Origin of the sequence: Fictibacillus barbaricus (assembly GCF_031457135.1) — a bacterium.
Classification (GTDB): Bacteria; Bacillota; Bacilli; order Bacillales; family Fictibacillaceae; genus Fictibacillus; species Fictibacillus barbaricus_A.
The window spans coordinates 54,685-71,204 of record NZ_JAVDWA010000003.1 but is presented as its reverse complement, the minus strand read 5'-3'; the positions used below and the strand labels follow the sequence as shown (position 1 = coordinate 71,204).

General features: G+C 39.0%; 19 protein-coding genes and 1 riboswitch. Of the genes, 18 read left to right on the top strand and 1 reads right to left on the bottom strand.

All coding sequences use genetic code 11. The features are described 5' to 3' along the window. Positions 1–5: 5 nt before the first annotated feature. The 4 genes from J2X07_RS09505 (at position 6) to J2X07_RS09490 (ending at position 3,348) form a co-directional block, all read left to right on the top strand. On the top strand, positions 6–1,790 hold the full coding sequence (locus tag J2X07_RS09505; RefSeq protein WP_310258330.1) for an acyl-CoA dehydrogenase family protein: 1,785 nt from the start codon (positions 6–8) through the stop codon (positions 1,788–1,790). A gap of 434 nt (positions 1,791–2,224) precedes the next feature. After that, the gene (locus tag J2X07_RS09500) at positions 2,225–2,584 is read left to right on the top strand and encodes an arsenate reductase family protein (RefSeq protein WP_310258325.1); all 360 of its coding nucleotides are present in this window, start codon (positions 2,225–2,227) and stop codon (positions 2,582–2,584) included. A 71-nt stretch (positions 2,585–2,655) separates the two neighbouring features. Beyond that, positions 2,656–3,042 (top strand): glycine cleavage system protein GcvH, encoded by a 387-nt coding sequence (gene gcvH / locus J2X07_RS09495; protein WP_310258323.1) that lies wholly within the window; start codon positions 2,656–2,658, stop codon positions 3,040–3,042. A gap of 66 nt (positions 3,043–3,108) precedes the next feature. Further along, positions 3,109–3,348, top strand: a complete 240-nt coding sequence (locus tag J2X07_RS09490) for a YusG family protein (protein WP_310258321.1) — start codon at positions 3,109–3,111, stop codon at positions 3,346–3,348. Between the two features lie 225 nt (positions 3,349–3,573). On the opposite strand, the gene J2X07_RS09485 is transcribed toward J2X07_RS09490, so the two are convergent. Next, the gene (locus J2X07_RS09485; protein ID WP_310258319.1) at positions 3,574–3,831 is read right to left on the bottom strand and encodes a general stress protein; all 258 of its coding nucleotides are present in this window, start codon (positions 3,829–3,831) and stop codon (positions 3,574–3,576) included. Positions 3,832–4,209: 378 nt separating this feature from the next. Here J2X07_RS09485 and J2X07_RS09480 point away from each other — a divergent pair, with 378 nt between their 5' ends. The 14 genes from J2X07_RS09480 to sufU all read left to right on the top strand — a co-directional run bounded on the left by J2X07_RS09480 (position 4,210) and on the right by sufU (position 16,514). Then, positions 4,210–4,557 (top strand): toprim domain-containing protein, encoded by a 348-nt coding sequence (locus tag J2X07_RS09480; RefSeq protein WP_310258318.1) that lies wholly within the window; start codon positions 4,210–4,212, stop codon positions 4,555–4,557. Positions 4,558–4,775: 218 nt separating this feature from the next. Then, entirely contained in the window at positions 4,776–5,117 is a 342-nt protein-coding gene (locus J2X07_RS09475) for a thioredoxin family protein (RefSeq protein WP_310258316.1), read from the top strand. Positions 5,118–5,579: 462 nt separating this feature from the next. Continuing rightward, entirely contained in the window at positions 5,580–6,335 is a 756-nt protein-coding gene (gene sigI, locus J2X07_RS09470; RefSeq protein WP_310258314.1) for an RNA polymerase sigma-I factor, read from the top strand. Positions 6,336–6,419: 84 nt separating this feature from the next. Then, a complete protein-coding gene (locus J2X07_RS09465) occupies positions 6,420–7,592 on the top strand; it encodes an anti-sigma-I factor RsgI family protein (RefSeq protein WP_310258313.1) in 1,173 nt (390 codons plus the stop codon). A 120-nt stretch (positions 7,593–7,712) separates the two neighbouring features. Beyond that, positions 7,713–8,057, top strand: a complete 345-nt coding sequence (locus tag J2X07_RS09460) for a hypothetical protein (RefSeq protein ID WP_310258312.1) — start codon at positions 7,713–7,715, stop codon at positions 8,055–8,057. 77 nt (positions 8,058–8,134) lie between these two features. Beyond that, positions 8,135–8,254: riboswitch (SAM riboswitch) on the top strand. A gap of 312 nt (positions 8,255–8,566) precedes the next feature. Continuing rightward, positions 8,567–9,592 (top strand): methionine ABC transporter ATP-binding protein, encoded by a 1,026-nt coding sequence (locus tag J2X07_RS09455; protein ID WP_310258310.1) that lies wholly within the window; start codon positions 8,567–8,569, stop codon positions 9,590–9,592. After that, on the top strand, positions 9,585–10,253 hold the full coding sequence (locus J2X07_RS09450; RefSeq protein WP_310258309.1) for a methionine ABC transporter permease: 669 nt from the start codon (positions 9,585–9,587) through the stop codon (positions 10,251–10,253). Before J2X07_RS09455 ends, J2X07_RS09450 begins: the two co-directional genes overlap by 8 nt. 24 nt (positions 10,254–10,277) lie before the next feature. Next, positions 10,278–11,096, top strand: coding sequence for a MetQ/NlpA family ABC transporter substrate-binding protein (locus tag J2X07_RS09445; protein WP_310258307.1), 819 nt, complete (start codon positions 10,278–10,280; stop codon positions 11,094–11,096). A 358-nt stretch (positions 11,097–11,454) separates the two neighbouring features. Next, on the top strand, positions 11,455–11,835 hold the full coding sequence (locus J2X07_RS09440) for a carboxymuconolactone decarboxylase family protein (protein WP_310258305.1): 381 nt from the start codon (positions 11,455–11,457) through the stop codon (positions 11,833–11,835). Positions 11,836–12,063: 228 nt separating this feature from the next. After that, positions 12,064–12,195, top strand: coding sequence for a hypothetical protein (locus J2X07_RS09435; RefSeq protein ID WP_310258303.1), 132 nt, complete (start codon positions 12,064–12,066; stop codon positions 12,193–12,195). 563 nt (positions 12,196–12,758) lie between these two features. Continuing rightward, a complete protein-coding gene (gene sufC / locus J2X07_RS09430; RefSeq protein ID WP_310258301.1) occupies positions 12,759–13,544 on the top strand; it encodes a Fe-S cluster assembly ATPase SufC in 786 nt (261 codons plus the stop codon). Positions 13,545–13,563: 19 nt separating this feature from the next. Continuing rightward, positions 13,564–14,862 (top strand): Fe-S cluster assembly protein SufD, encoded by a 1,299-nt coding sequence (gene sufD / locus J2X07_RS09425; protein ID WP_310258299.1) that lies wholly within the window; start codon positions 13,564–13,566, stop codon positions 14,860–14,862. A gap of 1 nt (position 14,863) precedes the next feature. Further along, positions 14,864–16,084, top strand: coding sequence for a cysteine desulfurase (locus J2X07_RS09420; protein ID WP_310258297.1), 1,221 nt, complete (start codon positions 14,864–14,866; stop codon positions 16,082–16,084). Further along, positions 16,074–16,514 carry a Fe-S cluster assembly sulfur transfer protein SufU gene (sufU, locus tag J2X07_RS09415; RefSeq protein WP_310258295.1) on the top strand — a complete coding sequence of 147 codons (441 nt, stop codon included), beginning with the start codon at positions 16,074–16,076 and terminating at the stop codon, positions 16,512–16,514. Before J2X07_RS09420 ends, sufU begins: the two co-directional genes overlap by 11 nt. Positions 16,515–16,520 lie beyond the last annotated feature (6 nt).

The window sequence follows — 16,520 nt, the reverse complement described above, 5'->3', positions numbered from 1 at the left end:
TAGGAATGTCTAATACGATAGAAAAAGCGGTAGTAGGCGGAAGTTTTCTAATTGAAGACCTAACTGCAGAAGATATTTTTACCCCAGAGGACTTTTCAGAAGAACACAATATGATCGCGAAAACGACGGAAGATTTTGTGGTGAAAGAAGTTGTCCCTCAGCTTGAAAAGATGGAGGATCACGACTTCGAAGTATCCCGCAAACTGCTTACAAAAGCAGGGGAGCTAGGATTGCTTGGAGCCGATGTACCAGAAGTGTACGGCGGACTAGGTCTGGATAAGATCTCTTCTTCCTTAATTACAGAAAAATTTGCGCGCGGACGCGGTTTTTCAATCAGCTATGGAGCACACGTGGGTATTGGTTCATTGCCGATCGTTCTTTTTGGTAACGAAGAGCAAAAGAAAAAGTACTTGCCGGTTCTCGCAACAGGAGAAAAAATTGCAGCGTATGCGTTAACTGAGCCAGGATCTGGTTCTGATGCACTTGGTGCGAAAACAACTGCAAGACTGAATGCAGAAGGCACTCATTATGTGCTGAACGGAGAAAAACAGTGGATCACGAACTCCGCTTTCGCAGATGTATTTATCGTATATGCCAAAATTGACGGCGAGCAATTCTCTGCATTTATCGTAGAAAGAGAGTTCCCAGGTGTATCAACGGGTCCTGAAGAAAAGAAAATGGGGATCAAGAGTTCATCAACGCGTACCCTCATTTTAGAGGATGTTGCTGTTCCGAAAGAAAACCTGCTTTGGGAAGCAGGAAAAGGCCACTTGATCGCGTTCAATATTTTAAATATTGGCCGTTATAAGCTTGCTTTAGGATGTGTAGGTGCTTCCAAACGTGCGATGGAAGTTTCCGTGAAATATGCGAATGAACGCAAGCAGTTCAAGCGTCCGATCAGTTCTTTCAGCTTAATCCAAGAAAAGCTTGCCAACATGGCTGTTCAAACTTATGCTTCTGAAAGCTCTGTTTATAGAACAGTTGGATTGTTCGAAAACCGTCTAGGTGCATTATCGGAAGAAAAGCAAAACGATGGTCCAGAAATCGCAAAAGCAATAGCTGAATATGCGATTGAATGTTCATTAAATAAAGTATTTGCTTCAGAAACATTAGATTATGTAGTAGATGAAGGCGTTCAAATTCATGGCGGATATGGTTTCATGTCAGAGTACGAAATTGAAGGGGCTTATCGCGATTCCCGCATCAATCGTATTTTTGAAGGAACAAATGAGATCAACCGATTGCTAGTACCAGGAACGCTTGTGAAAAAAGCGATGAAAAATGAGTTGCCGCTCATCCAAAAAGCGACTGCACTTCAGCAAGAATTGATGATGCTTATGCCTGTTGAGGTAGGTACTGAACCTTTAGATCAAGAAAAGTACCTCGTTTCGATGGCGAAAAAAATCTTCTTGATGACATCAGGACTCGCTGTTCAAAAGTTTGGTCCGAAGCTTGAAGCAGAGCAAGAGGTTTTATCCAACATGGCTGATATTATCAGTGAGCTTTACAATATGGAATCTGTATTATTGCGTACAGAAAAGGCAATCGGAAAATCAGGCTTGGAAAAGGCAAAACAAAAACTTCTTTATACGGAAGTTTACTGCCAGGAAGCATTTAATCGCATTGAAGCACATGCGAAGGAAACAATCATCGCTGTGGAAGAAGGCGATATGCTGCGCATGATGCTTTCAGCTCTTAAGAAATTAACGCGTTATACACCAGTTAATGTGATTAAGAAGAAGCGGGAAATCGCTGCTGTACTTCTTGAAGAAGAACGCTACACCGTTTAATTTTTCATATTATTATTTTACGCTAACCTTCAAAATTCTATCTTTCCCTCTTACTTATGTAGGAGGGCCTTTTTTTGTAAAACTCTTTTCTAAGGGCTATATTCTAAAAGATTGTTCCATTTTAATCTTATTTATTTGTCTTCACTGAAAGTTGATTGGAGTGTAAGGTGTGAGACTCCTGCGGGACAGGCCGGCAGGTGAGACACTTATAAGTGAAACGTACGAATGTGGCTCACCGCCTGCCCCGCGTAAAGCGAGCATCCTGAAACGGAGATCAACAACTTACAAGAACAGCAAAGTATGTCAAAACAGCTTCTTGTCAATAAAACTTGATTAAAATTCTCAAATAAAGGCAATGAATGAAGGAGTCTTTTTTTGACCAATTTTATTTAGTAAAAATTCGTGTTTGTGGTACTATGAAAAGGGGTGATATAATGCTACTGAAGGTTTATGAATATCCGAAATGCTCAACTTGTCAAAAAGCAAAAAAATGGCTTAAGCAAAATGAAGTAGCCTTTGAACCTGTACATATTGTGGACAACCCTCCTTCTAAGGAAGAACTTAAAAACCTTGTGGAAACCAGCGGGTTGGAAATCAAAAAATTCTTTAATACGAGTGGTTTAAAGTATCGGGAATTAGGTATGAAAGACAAGATGAAAACAGCAACAGATGAAGAATTGCTTGAGATTTTAGCATCTGACGGGATGCTGATCAAAAGACCAATCGCAACAGACGGAAATAGGGTTACAGTTGGCTTTAAAGAAGAGCAATATGAAGAGGCTTGGAAAAAGTAAATTCGTTACTGGCTACGATATTTATTTATTGTAGTTACTATAAACAAAAAGAAAAGCTGGAGGGATAACACATGGAATTTCCAAAAGAGTTACGCTATTCAGAAGAGCACGAGTGGACAAAATCGGAAGAAGGCAACAAAGTTCGTATCGGTATTACTGCATTTGCGCAAGATGAACTTGGTGACATCGTATTCGTTGAACTTCCTGAAGTGGGAGATGAACTTAAAGCAGACGAACCGTTTGGAAGTGTAGAATCTGTTAAGACAGTTTCTGAACTTTACGCTCCTGTTTCTGGAAAAGTTGTAGAAGTAAACGCTGATCTAGATGATAGCCCAGAGCTAGTAAACGAGTCTCCATATGAAAAAGCATGGATGGTTGTTGTTGAACTTTCAGATTCCTCTGAGCTTGATCAATTAATGACAGCTGAACAATATGAAGAACTAATTAAAGAAGACTAATGAAATAAATCTCTTCAGGAAAGAATAGGCGTATTGCTAAATTCTTTTATGGAGGGATTTTTTTATATGGACCAGAACAAGCGAGATGTAACATCAAGAGTGTTTGGCAAGATGAATGGCGGTTCCATGTCGCTATATCTTGATAAAGATCAAATCGGACAAATTCATTTTACAAACCAAGGGAATATGTACGAGATGGCTGAAGGATTTGAGTTCAACCAAGATAAAATTTATAAAAGTGAAAAGCCGGCAGAAATCCCGAATCCAACAAAATATGTGGATGAATGCGACAAAGGCTGGTGCTGATCTAAAATAATAGAAACAGGGCAAAAAAGTGTAAAAGCTGCACTTTCTTGCTCTGTTTTTTTACAAGATACAGTTATTTTGAGGTATCCTTCACTGAAAAAATACGCCAATCCACTTATAAATTTCATTTTCATTATTGATTTTCAATACATCCACGTTTAATAATTCCACATATTTTGCAAATAACCACGAACCAACGTTTTCATACAAAATACGCCAGCTTCTTTAATCTTTCGAAGACGATGCAAGCCCGCCTTTTTTACCGATCTGCTGATAAAATTCTTTCGTTTGTGATCTTGAAGTTGAGTTGCCTCCTTTCTTTCCGATTTCCTGATAAAAGTTAGAATTATGAGTTTCAGCTGTTGATTTACCGCCTTTTTTTCCAATCTCCTTAAAAAACGATTTGCCTTTTGAACGGGCAGTCTTTAATCCACCCATTCTCCCAGCTTCTTCACGACTCATCTTTTCAGCTTTACTCGCCATTTAATCGCTCCTTTTTTTAATAAGCCAGTTTCTAAAAAATTGTTGCCCTTGAAATTAGTTGATTCAGCGTACAATTGCCCTCTTTTCACGAGACGTTCAGTATGGCCGCTCGCCGCTTATAGCGACATTCATTACAACCAAATTCATTATCACAATATTCAACATTTAACCTGAATCCTTCTTTTGTAAACGCTTTTACCTGTTTTTGAGAGAAAAGTCATCAAAAAAAACCGCGACATTAAAAATGGGGTAGGAAATAACTAAAAAGGGGAATATTAATAAAGAACATCTCTTGCAGGATTTTAATAAAATAAAGCAAATATAATATTAATCGATGTCTTCATTTAATAGTGCTTCAATGTATAGGAGAGATGCGTAATGGATGGAAGCATGAATAAAGTAATCATTGTAGAAGGCAAATCTGACAAAGATAAGATAGCTACGATCTTAGATGAACCTGTTGAAATCATATGTACAAACGGAACACTAGGTCTTAGCAAACTAGAGGAACTTGCAATAGCTATAGAAGATAGAGATGTTTACATCTTAGTCGATGCTGATGATGCTGGTCACAAGTTAAGAAAGCTGCTTCAACGAGAGCTGCCGAATGCTGAGCATTTATATATTCATAAAATGTACAGAGAAGTAGCAAAAACCCCACTCATGTATTTGGCAAAAGTGTTGGTCGGTGCTCATTTCAATATTCATAAAAATTGTTTAGGATAAACAATAAATGACCTCTTTTAACCCAAAAGACATCGGCTAACCGGTGGGCGGATAAAGGAGGTTTTTGATTTTTTATCGAATAATCCTTTGATGCCAAGGCAGCTTACCAAACCTTGCGAAAAGCGAGTACCTTGAAACGGAAATCAACCACTTACAAGAGCTTTCATGTTATCCTTATTACACAAAATCTTACTACAACTTTAATGGAGCTTATAGATATGAAAGAAATTACGCGAAGCAATTGGAATGCAATAGTCGAATTATCATGTAAAGAACCCTTTTTCCTCTATTTAGAAACACCTTTATGCGGAACTTGCAAGGTAGGAAAACGAATGTTTGAAGTAGCAGTGGCAACAATTGAAGGGCAGCCTGATAGAATGAATTCTATTCAATCTGGTGTGTGCAATATTAATAGCATGCCTGAACTAGCGGAAAAATACGGCGTTACGAGCGTGCCTTGTCTGCTGGTGATCTCGAGGGGAATTGCGATAAAGCGAATTTATGCACTTCAATCAGCAGGAGATTTATATAAAACGATGACAGAAATCATTCAAAAGTAAATTTTTTTTGAAAGAAAATGTGGTTTAAGCCCCATAACGGAAATGGAACGACCTAATTCTAATGAAAAGATCTTTTTTCGGGGGTTTTTCTCAAAACAAAATATGGTAAATAAATGTCATATACACACTTCTATGTAATAAAGAGGTGTGTGTTTTTTTGTCGGAAAATGGCGTATAGACACTATTGGAATAAGGGATTTGGGAATGTAAAGGAAAATTATCAGTTATTTTCGTCTATTCAGTAATTTAACAAGAAAGTCACAAATGTTACGATAGCTGTAATATTGTTATAGAACTGTATCCTACAAATGTCAAAAGTCATGGTATAAATGATTAGGAGAGCTTGTTTCATGTTTGCTCCCATCATAAATGTGGTAAATAAGAATGATTTGTTTAATACAAAAAATAACTGACTAAAAAAATAACCGGAACGCAATTTTTTAACAGAGGTGATTGATAATCATGACATCATTAAATTTAAATGCTGTATTTCCTTTAGCAAAGAATAAACTTACAAGCCTAGAAGATAAGGTATTAACGATCCAGCAAAGAGAAGATGAAAAATTAAGAAATGAACTTATAGATGACTATCAACCATTTATTAAAAAAGTAACGTCAAAAGTATGCAGTCAATATATAGATCGTACAATGGACGAGTTTAGTGTAGGTCTTTTTGCCTTTAATGAAGCAATTGATCAGTATCAGGAAGGCCAAGGGAGCCGTTTCCTTTCATTTGCTGATATGGTAATCAGACGCCGTGTCATTGATTATATCCGCAAAGAAGTTCGTCAAAACCGTTTGATTTTTCTTCAGCCTGATGAAGAGGATGAAGAAGGACGATTAGAAGAGAGCTATGCTGAACAAAAGGCAGCTATGGATCATTTTGAAGATCAGCTTCAAGTAGAGAATAGAGTTTATGAAATTGAAGAATACCAAAAGTTGTTAAAAACGTTCGGATTAAATTTTAAAGTGTTAAGCAAACACTGTCCAAAACACGTCGATGCACGCGAAAACGCAAAAGAAATCGCACGTCTTTTAGCTGAAAGTGAAGAACTTTCCTCATTTTTGAAGGAAAAGAAACAATTACCGATAAAAGATTTATTAAATATGGTATCCTGTAGTCGAAAAACCATAGAGAGAAATCGAAAGTATATAATAGCAGTATCACTAATATACTTAGGCGATTTCCAAGCGCTGAAATCATACATTCAGCCTTAAGGTGAAGTAATCTAATTGTGAGGTAAGAGAGTACTCTCTTACCTGCAATTTCCTACTGATCCTGCTACGTGCGGGGGGATATCATTGAAAAGCGGCATTGTGATAGAGATAATCAATAACAAAGCAACATTACTTATGAAAGATGGTACGTTTGTTACGGTTAGAATTCCAAAAGGGAAACGTCCACTCGTGGGCAATGAATACCAGACTTCTTATTTTTCCTACAAAAAGAGAAGTCTTTTTGCGTTGCCTTCACTTTCGTTGTGTGTGTCACTCTTAGTGGCTTTTGTTTTGTTATCCGGGATAATCCCCTTTGGAAATGAGTCTGCTGCAGCAGCTTATGTAAGCTTTGATATTAATCCTAGCTTAGAGGTTGGTGTAGATGATGGAATGCATGTTGTTGAACTTTCTGCATTTAATGAAGAAGCAAAGCAATTAATTAAGAAGCATAAGCTATCCATTGAAAAACATCCATCATTTGAGGCGTTTGCTAATCAGCTGATAAACGCTTATGAAGCGGAAGGATATATGAAATCAGATCATTCCATGCTAATTACAACGGTAGCTAGTGAAAAAGGAAACGATAAAACAGAAGCAGAATTGGATCAAGCAGTTAACTCCATAGTGAAACAGGCAGCTGTCAAGTATCCAGTTGCCATTACGGTAACGGAAACAAATCGTGATACACGCAAAAAAGCGGCACAGCTAGGCGTTTCTTCAGGGAAACTGACTGCCTATCAAAAAGCGAATAAACAAGTAAAGCCTATACAAAAAAAGATGATAAAAGAAGCTGATATTCAAGATCTCCAAAAGAAAGCGGCTGTTTCATCTAAAGATTTAAAGATGATTCCTCATCCGCGCCAAATGCATATACCAGAAGATATCAATCATGAGCATACACACAAAAAGGCAGATTGGTCTAAACATAACAAGAATGAAGATAAAAAAGAATACATTGAAAAACCTAAAAACAATCTTAACGTACATGAACCAAAGCGTTTGAACGAGAATAAACGACCGGTTCATGAAAAACCAGTAAAGCGTAATTCAATCAGCACCAAAGAAAACGTGAATAACAATCACAGCAGAAATCATTCAGCCAGCCAACAAAGAGAGAATCGACATCAAAATCACGTTGAAAACAGAAATCGAAACACAAATACCCGTGATCATAGCAGAGTTGAGAAGGATAAAAATAGCGAGCATGGCAAAGGACATAATGGCAACGAATCGGGGAATAACAGGCATAATCACTAAAAATGATTAAACCTGTCGTATTTCCAAAAACGATTCATAAGAACTGTCGAACTCTTTATAAAGGTTTACCAGCATTCCTCACGAACAAAGAAAAGTAACAATCAATTCGGGGGGATTTTTATGTTGGATGTACACTTTTTTGAAGAACAGATTGCCAAAAGTCCTTATCTGCTTTTGTATAACATTCCGGTTAAGCCGAACTTTGAAATGTATAACGATACAACGCTGAAGATTGGCTACAAAGAAGGCAACAGCAACCGGATTGTTATTTTTAAAGGGAATCCAAACTATCTTATATTGATGTTAGAAGGAAAGATGAAACTGACTACCCTTTTGCGTCAAGAAATGGTTGAATTTCAAGGGACTCTGAGACAGCGCCTAAAATGGGAAGCCATCTTTTATTTAAGTTCTCACTGGGAACAAATATCTAGCGGGCTAATGTTCAAAAATGCGAAAAAAGTTTGACACCTATCGACAACGATGTTATTATTTTTCACATCGACTTTAAAATGTATCACTTTAACTTAATAACGCAACGCTTTAACTTATCACGAGTGGTGGAGGGACTGGCCCTATGAAACCCGGCAACCGCTAGTTGGCATAAACGTCAACTAGAAAGGTGCCAATTCCTGCAAGGCATGATTTGTCTTGGGAGATGAGGAGAACGCGCATATATTATGCCTTTCTGCTCATATTGAAGCAGAAGGCATTTTTTTATTGGTTCTATTCTAAAAGATTTCTTTTAGGGGATTTTTGAAATAGACTTCATTGACAAGTTGATTGGAGTGCAAGGTGCGAGACTCATGCGGGATCAGCGTGAGAGGTGAGACCCTGTAGGTGCAAAGCGCCAGGGAGGCTCACCGCACGCCCCGCGGAAAGCGAGCATCCTGAAACGGAAATCAACCACTTCTAAGGATCAACAATCATCACGAAAATAGTCTTTTATTTTTATTTAGGAAATGAGGTTAGGTATTTTGATTAACTTACATTCAGTCCGTAAAGTCTTTCAAACCAAAGATGGTGAAGTAAAGGCTGTTGATACGGTAGATTTAACAATAAATCAAGGAGAGATATACGGCATTATCGGGTACAGTGGTGCCGGGAAAAGCACACTCATCCGTATACTGAACATGCTCGAAAGACCTACTAGCGGTTCTGTTACGATCGGCGGAAAAAACATGTCTGAGCTTTCTTCAAAACAGTTAAGAGAAGCGAGACAAGAAATCAGCATGATCTTTCAGCATTTTAACTTGCTATGGTCTAGAACAGTTCGTGAAAATATTGCTTTTCCATTAGAAATTGCTGGTGTAAAAAAAGCGGAGATTAACAAACGTGTAGATGAACTCATTAATCTGGTCGGTTTAGAAGGCAGAGGCGGCTCTTATCCTGCACAGTTGAGCGGCGGTCAAAAACAGCGTGTTGGGATAGCAAGAGCTCTTGCAAATCAGCCTAAAGTCTTATTATGTGATGAAGCCACTTCAGCACTAGACCCTAAAACGACAGACAGTATCTTAGATCTTTTAGTGGAAATCAATAAGAAGCTTGGCTTGACCATCGTATTAATTACTCATGAAATGCATGTCATTCGAAAAATTTGTCATCGAGTAGCTGTGATGGAAACCGGTAAAGTTGTTGAGGAAGGAGATGTATTGAGCGTATTCAAAAACCCGGCTCAAAACATAACAAAAGACTTTGTAAAACAAGTTACAGAGCCAGAAGAAACCGTTGATACGATTAAACAATTCATCGATGAATTTCCTGAAGGAAAGATCGTTCAGCTTACTTTTGTAGGAGGCCGGACAGGTCAGCCACTGATTACAGAATTGATCCGGAATTTTGAAGTGGATGTTAATATCCTGCAAGGGAAAATTTCGCAGACGCAAAATGGTCCATATGGAACACTGTTTATTCAAATTAAGGGCAGTGACACTGCGCTGGAAAAAGCGATGGTATTTTTGGACAGTGTGCAGGTAGAGGTTGAGGTGATTCATAATGCTTAGTACTTGGTTTCCGAATGTTCAATGGGATACAGTTTTACAGGCTACAAACGAAACGTTGTATATGTCGGCCATATCAGTAATCGTTACATTTTTCTTAGGGCTTGCACTAGGACTGGCTTTATTTTTAACATCGCCAGGAAATCTATGGGAAAACAAATTCTTTAATAGCATCATTGCCATTGTTGTCAATGTGTTCCGTTCGATTCCATTTATTATCTTAATCATCCTTCTTATCCCGTTTACACGTTTTCTCGTAGGGACAATGCTTGGAGCAGAAGCTGCCTTACCCGCTTTAATTATTGGAGCAGCTCCATTTTATGCACGAATGGTAGAAATCGCTTTGAGGGAGATTAATAAAGGGGTCATCGAAGCAGCAAGATCAATGGGGGCAACAAATGCCCAAATCATTTTTAAAGTGTTAATTCCTGAAAGCATGCCAGCACTGATCTCTGGGATCACTGTTACAGCGATTGCCCTTGTAAGCTATACAGCAATGGCAGGAGTTGTTGGAGCAGGCGGACTTGGGAACCTTGCTTATATGGAAGGATATCAGCGCGATAATGCCGATGTAACACTTGTTTCCACTGCACTCATCTTAGTGATCGTATTTATTATCCAATGGATAGGAGATCGAATTACGACTGCTTTAGATAAGAGATAACACCACAACAAGGAGGAAATTCATATGAAAAAGATCGTAACAGTATTACTTATCGCTGTCGTTGCAGCTGCTCTTGCGGCTTGCGGCAACAAAACAGAAGGCGGCATTAGCGACAAAAAAATTATTGTGGGAGCTTCAAATGTTCCACATGCTGAAATTTTAGAAGAGGCAAAGCCGCTTTTAAAGAAAAAAGGCATCGAGCTTGAGATCAAAACGTTCCAGGATTATGTACTTCCAAACAAATCTTTAGCTGAAAAAGAAATCGGAGCGAACTACTTCCAGCACGTTCCTTACATGGAATCTCAGATGAAGGATCACGGCTATAAGTTCGTAAATGCTGGTGGAATTCATATTGAACCGATTGGTGTTTATTCAAAAAAATACAAGTCATTAAAGGATCTTCCACAAGGTGCTACAATTATTATGTCTAACTCAGTAGCTGACCATGGCCGTATGCTGGCAATCTTAGAAAAAGAAGGCTTAATCAAAGTTAAAAAAGGTGCAGGCTATGATGCACAAATTAAAGATATTGTAGAAAATCCTAAGAACATTAAATTCAAAGCAGACGTTGATGCAGGAATGCTTCCAAAAGCCTATAAAAATGGTGAAGGCGACGCTGTTATGATCAACACAAACTATGCGATTGATGCAGGGTTAAATCCTCAAAAAGATGCCATCGCAATTGAAGGCAATGACTCACCATTCGTGAATATTATCGCCGTTCGTAAGGGTGACGAAAACAAAAAAGCTGTAAAAGAGTTAGTGAATGTTCTTCACTCTAAAGAAATTCAAGACTTCATCAAGAAGAAATATAAAGGTGCAGTCGTACCTGTAAATAAATAAAGTGAGAAAAAGGGTGGCTCGAACTGAGTCATCCTTTTTTCTTTAATAAAGGCTCTTTTCGTATTCATTGGAGCTTTTGATAGTAGTGATTTCAGTTACAGGATGCTCGCTTTCCGCGGGGCAGACGGTGAGCCACATTCGTACACTTCGAGTATAAGTGTTTCACCTGCCCGCCTGTCCCGCAGGAGTCTCACACCTTACACTCCAATCAACCTGGCATTGGAGTCAAATTATAAAAATGCCTCAGAAGCAACAATCTTTTAGAAAAGAGCCTTATTAAAAGACTTTTGTTACATATCAGTCTCGTTAATAACTCATACTAATTTTGTTTACTATTTAAGTGACAGGAGTGTTTAACATGAAACAAGAAGAACAGCCGATGAAAGGTTCTAATTCAACACAGCATCATTTAATTCGCTACAAAGAGGGATTAGGAAAGTATAACGAGCATATGCCTGAACTGACTCATGCATATAGTGAATTTACGAAGCATTGTTTCAAAGAAGGAGAAATATCTGAGAAAAACAAGCAGCTGATCGCGCTTGGCATCAGTATTTATTCCCAAGATGAATATTGCATCATTTATCATACAAAAGGCTGTTTGGACCAAGGCTGCTCAGAAAACGAGATTTTAGAAGCGGTAGGCGTTTCAGCTGCGTTTGGCGGCGGCGCTGCAATGAGTCAAGGTGTAACACTCGTTCAAGAGTGCATCCAGGAACTAAACAAACCAAGACATTAATGATTCCAGAGTTATATGAAGGAAACGAGAGGATATGGCAGGAATTCTAAGAATGTTTCTGATGTGTCTACTGTGCATTACGAGAGAACTTCATACACGGATGTAGCATGTGATATGCAAGTTGGGTGTGATGATGATCCTTGGTATGATATGAGCAATTAATCATGAAAGGATTGATTCATTATCCACCCCATAAAAACAAAACATACTACTGAAATGGAAAAAGCAATGCACCAATCACATGGTTGCGGTTACGCAGAGTATGACAGGGATTTGGAAAAACGATTAGATGTTGAGAAAGAACGTGAAAAAGAGTACAAAAAAGGTTTGAAAATCGCAGCAGATGCGGCGAACCACTAGAACCTTCAGTAATCTAATATAATAAATTACGATAAGCTGACTCAATTATGGTATTAATCATAAATGAGCCAGCTTTTGCATTTTTTAAGTTATCTTTCGTTATTTATTAACAAAATTGGGCAGAAATATATGAAGTAAATGAAAAAGAATTTAATATGTTACTAATTGGAAGAGAATTACGAGCGGGCTTCAAGAAATACGAGCGAAATCTGAAAAATACGAGCGGAATTCGAAAAAATACGAGCGAGATCTGAAAAATACGAGCGCGATGCGAGAAAGATGCATGCCACATGAGAAATACGTACATCAAAATCCTTTTCCATGCAAGCTCCTCCGCTTTTTGATGCTGCAGGATTGGTTAGCTATCTATACATAAAATGAGGGATTGCACGAATAAATAAGGAGCTTTCTTGAGTTAAATTATTATTTCCTCATTTCTTTTGCCCTCGTTCCTTGAAGATACATTTCATTTGTTATAAGATTAGAATGAGAATAAATTGAGAATGGCTATTCTATGCCTATTATCAAAAATCTTAGATAGATTTCACATTGGAGGTTGTACTATGTCAGCACCTAATTTAAAGATTGAAGGTCTTCGCGTTTCAATTGAAGATAAAGAGATTGTGAAAGGTTTAGATCTCGAAATAAATGGTGGAGAAATCCATGCAATCATGGGACCAAACGGAACAGGAAAGTCAACTCTTTCTGCAGCGTTAATGGGTCACCCGAAATACGAAGTTACTTCTGGTAAAGTAACGTTTAATGGTGAAGATCTGCTTGAGATGGAAGTAGATGAGCGCGCACAAGCTGGATTGTTCCTAGCTATGCAATATCCTTCTGAAGTAAGCGGAATTACAAATGCTGACTTCCTTCGTTCTGCAATCAACGCAAAACGTGAAGAAGGCGAAGAAATTTCTCTTATGAAGTTTATTCGTGAATTGGATAAAAAGATGGATCACCTTGAAATCGATAACACATTTGCTCACCGTTACCTTAACGAAGGTTTTTCAGGCGGTGAAAAGAAGCGTAACGAAATTCTTCAAATGATGATGCTTGAGCCGAAAATCGCAATCCTTGATGAAATCGACTCAGGATTAGATATCGATGCACTTAAAGTAGTAGCTAAAGGTGTAAATGAAATGCGCAACCCTAATTTTGGCTGCCTGATCATTACTCACTATCAGCGTCTATTGAACTACATCACACCGGATAAAGTACACGTTATGATGCAAGGACGCATCGTGAAATCTGGCGGACCTGAGCTGGCACAGCGCCTTGAGGCTGAAGGTTATGACTGGATTAAAGAAGAGCTAGGTATTAAAGACGAAACTGTTGGCCAAGAAGCGTAAGCAATAAGGGGGACTATACATGTCAGTTGATACGAGCCTAAGATTTAATAAGGACTACGTAACCGATTTTTCTAACAGCAGACAAGAACCCGCTTGGTTGCAGGAACTTCGTTTGCAAGCATTGGAACTAGCGAACAACTTGCCGATGCCAAAACCAGACAAAACAAAAATCGATAAATGGAATTTTACCGAATTCAAGCATGAAGCAACTGGAAAAGCAGTTAGCTTCAATGAATTGCCTGAAGATGTTAAAGCTCTAATCGGAACAGAAGAAGAAGCAAAGAACGTTCTTGTTATTCATAACGGGAACCTTGTCTATTTCACATTGGAAGAAGAAGTGAAGTCACAAGGTGTTATTTACACAGACTTGCTTACGGCAGCTAAAGATAACGAAGAATTGATGAAGAAGTACTTCATGAAAGCAGTTGCGGCTGATGAGAACCGTTTAACAGCACTTCAAGCGGCACTTGTTGTAAATGGTGCTTTTCTATACGTACCTAAAAACGTAGAAGTAACTTCACCAATTCAAGCGATTTACTATCAAGATGATGAAGCGGCATTGTTCAACCACGTGATTCTGGCTGTAGAAGATAATAGTTCTGTAACGTATGTAGAGAACTACCTTTCTACAAATGACACAACAGAGTCTGTAGCAAACATCGTTTCTGAAGTATATGCTGGCAGTGGTTCAAAAGTGGTTTATGGAGCTGTTGATAACCTTGCAAAAGGAATGACTTCATATGTAAACCGCCGAGGCCGTGCTGACCGTGATGCTCGCATTGAATGGGCACTTGGTCAGTTCAATGACGGAAATACAGTTTCAGATAATACAACGCACCTTATCGGAGACGGTTCATTTACTGATACAAAAACGGTAACAATCGGCCGAGGTGATCAAAAACAAAACTTCGTGGCACAAATTTTTAACCACGGAAAACATTCTGAAGGTTACATTCTTACTCATGGGGTAATGAAAGATAACGCCAGCTCTATTTTTAACGGTATTACTAAAATTGAGCATGGTGCTACAAAATCTCACGGTGAGCAAACTGAACGTGTGCTTATGTTAAGCGAAAAAGCACGTGGTGACGCGAACCCGATCCTATTGATTGATGAAGATGATGTAACTGCAGGACACGCAGCATCTGTAGGACGTATTGATCCGCTTCAAATGTTTTATTTAATGAGCCGCGGAATCGCAAAGGCTGAAGCTGAGCGTTTGATCATTCACGGATTCTTGGCACCAGTAGTTAGCCAAATGCCATTAGAATCTGTTAAGAAGCGTCTAGTTGAGGTTATTGAAAGGAAAGTACGCTAGCATGAGTGCAAAGGAATGGAGAAAGCTGTTTCCTATCCTGGATCAGGAAGTTAACGGCAAACCTCTCGTTTACCTTGACAGTGCTGCCACTAGCCAAAAACCGATTCAAGTCATTGAAGCATTAGATAAATATTACAAAGAATACAACTCAAATGTGCACCGAGGCGTTCATACGCTCGGAACTCGCGCAACTGATGGCTATGAAGGAGCCCGAGAAAAGGTACGCCGATTTATCGGTGCGAAATCCACTCAGGAGATCATCTTTACTCGTGGTACGACGACAGCCATTAATACGGTTGCGAGAAGCTACGGCAATGCGAACCTTGCTGAGGGCGATGAAATTGTGATCACTCCTATGGAGCACCACAGTAACATCATCCCATGGCAGCAAGTTGCTAAAACGACTGGTGCTACATTAAAATACATTCCATTACAGCCTGATGGCACGATTGATCTGGCGGATGTTGAAAATACGGTAACAGAGCATACTAAAATTGTCTCAGTTATGCAGGTTTCCAACGTCTTAGGAACGATTAACCCAATCAAAGAAATTGCTGCGATTGCTCATAAGAATGGCGCAATAATGGTTGTTGATGGAGCTCAAAGTACGCCGCATATGAAAGTAGATGTTCAAGATCTCGATTGTGATTTTTTCGCTTTCTCTGCGCATAAAATGTGTGGTCCTACAGGGATCGGTGTACTTTATGGCAAAAAAGCACTTCTTAATAAAATGGAGCCTGTTGAATTCGGCGGCGAAATGATCGACTTTGTCGGTTTACAAGAATCCACATGGAAAGAGCTGCCTTGGAAGTTTGAAGGCGGAACACCTATTATTGCAGGTGCGATCGGACTCGGTGCAGCCATTGATTTCCTGGAAGAAATCGGACTCGATAACATTTTGAAGCTAGAACATGAACTCGCTGATTATGCGTTAGAACGTTTGTCAGAGCTTGAAGGCGTTACAATCTTTGGACCGAAAGAACGTGCTGGTCTTGTAACCTTCAATCTGAATGATGTACATCCGCATGATGTGGCAACAGTACTTGATTCAGAAGGGATCGCTGTTCGTGCCGGTCACCATTGTGCTCAGCCGCTTATGAAGTGGCTGGATGTTACGGCTACTGCCCGTGCAAGCTTTTATCTGTATAACACAAAAGACGATGTCGATGCATTTCTTAAAGGATTAACAACAGCAAAGGAGTATTTCGGTCATGTCTTCTAATTTAGATCAGCTTTACCGTCAAGTCATCATGGACCATTACAAAAATCCTCGCAACAAAGGGGTTTTGGAAGATGGTGCCTTAACAATCAACATGAATAATCCGACATGCGGCGACCGTATCCAGCTCACTTTAAAAGTAGAGGATGGCAAAATCGAGTCGGCTAAGTTTGACGGAGAAGGCTGTTCCATTAGTCTTGCATCAGCTTCTATGATGACTCAAGCTGTGAAAGGCTTAAGTGTGGAAGAAGCAATTAAGCTTGCAAATATTTTTTATGATATGATGTTAGGGAACGACTATGATGATGAAACAATTGATTTAGGTGACATTGAAGCTCTTCAAGGTGTTTCTAAATTTCCTGCCCGTATCAAATGCGCCACACTTGCGTGGAAAGCAATGGAGCAGGGAGTAGGAAAGAAAGAAGAAGAATAGGTTGCC

Coding starts and splice junctions, on each gene's coding strand:
- J2X07_RS09475 (WP_310258316.1), top strand. CDS start 4,776: ATGAAAGAAATTACGCGAAGCAATTGGAATGCAATAGTCGAATTATCA.
- J2X07_RS09480 (WP_310258318.1), top strand. CDS start 4,210: ATGGATGGAAGCATGAATAAAGTAATCATTGTAGAAGGCAAATCTGAC.
- J2X07_RS09500 (WP_310258325.1), top strand. CDS start 2,225: ATGCTACTGAAGGTTTATGAATATCCGAAATGCTCAACTTGTCAAAAA.
- J2X07_RS09505 (WP_310258330.1), top strand. CDS start 6: ATGTCTAATACGATAGAAAAAGCGGTAGTAGGCGGAAGTTTTCTAATT.
- J2X07_RS09490 (WP_310258321.1), top strand. CDS start 3,109: ATGGACCAGAACAAGCGAGATGTAACATCAAGAGTGTTTGGCAAGATG.
- gcvH (WP_310258323.1), top strand. CDS start 2,656: ATGGAATTTCCAAAAGAGTTACGCTATTCAGAAGAGCACGAGTGGACA.
- sufC (WP_310258301.1), top strand. CDS start 12,759: ATGTCAGCACCTAATTTAAAGATTGAAGGTCTTCGCGTTTCAATTGAA.
- sufU (WP_310258295.1), top strand. CDS start 16,074: ATGTCTTCTAATTTAGATCAGCTTTACCGTCAAGTCATCATGGACCAT.
- J2X07_RS09440 (WP_310258305.1), top strand. CDS start 11,455: ATGAAACAAGAAGAACAGCCGATGAAAGGTTCTAATTCAACACAGCAT.
- J2X07_RS09420 (WP_310258297.1), top strand. CDS start 14,864: ATGAGTGCAAAGGAATGGAGAAAGCTGTTTCCTATCCTGGATCAGGAA.
- sufD (WP_310258299.1), top strand. CDS start 13,564: ATGTCAGTTGATACGAGCCTAAGATTTAATAAGGACTACGTAACCGAT.
- J2X07_RS09435 (WP_310258303.1), top strand. CDS start 12,064: ATGCACCAATCACATGGTTGCGGTTACGCAGAGTATGACAGGGATTTG.
- J2X07_RS09445 (WP_310258307.1), top strand. CDS start 10,278: ATGAAAAAGATCGTAACAGTATTACTTATCGCTGTCGTTGCAGCTGCT.
- J2X07_RS09460 (WP_310258312.1), top strand. CDS start 7,713: ATGTTGGATGTACACTTTTTTGAAGAACAGATTGCCAAAAGTCCTTAT.
- sigI (WP_310258314.1), top strand. CDS start 5,580: ATGACATCATTAAATTTAAATGCTGTATTTCCTTTAGCAAAGAATAAA.
- J2X07_RS09485 (WP_310258319.1), bottom strand. CDS start 3,831: ATGGCGAGTAAAGCTGAAAAGATGAGTCGTGAAGAAGCTGGGAGAATG.
- J2X07_RS09450 (WP_310258309.1), top strand. CDS start 9,585: ATGCTTAGTACTTGGTTTCCGAATGTTCAATGGGATACAGTTTTACAG.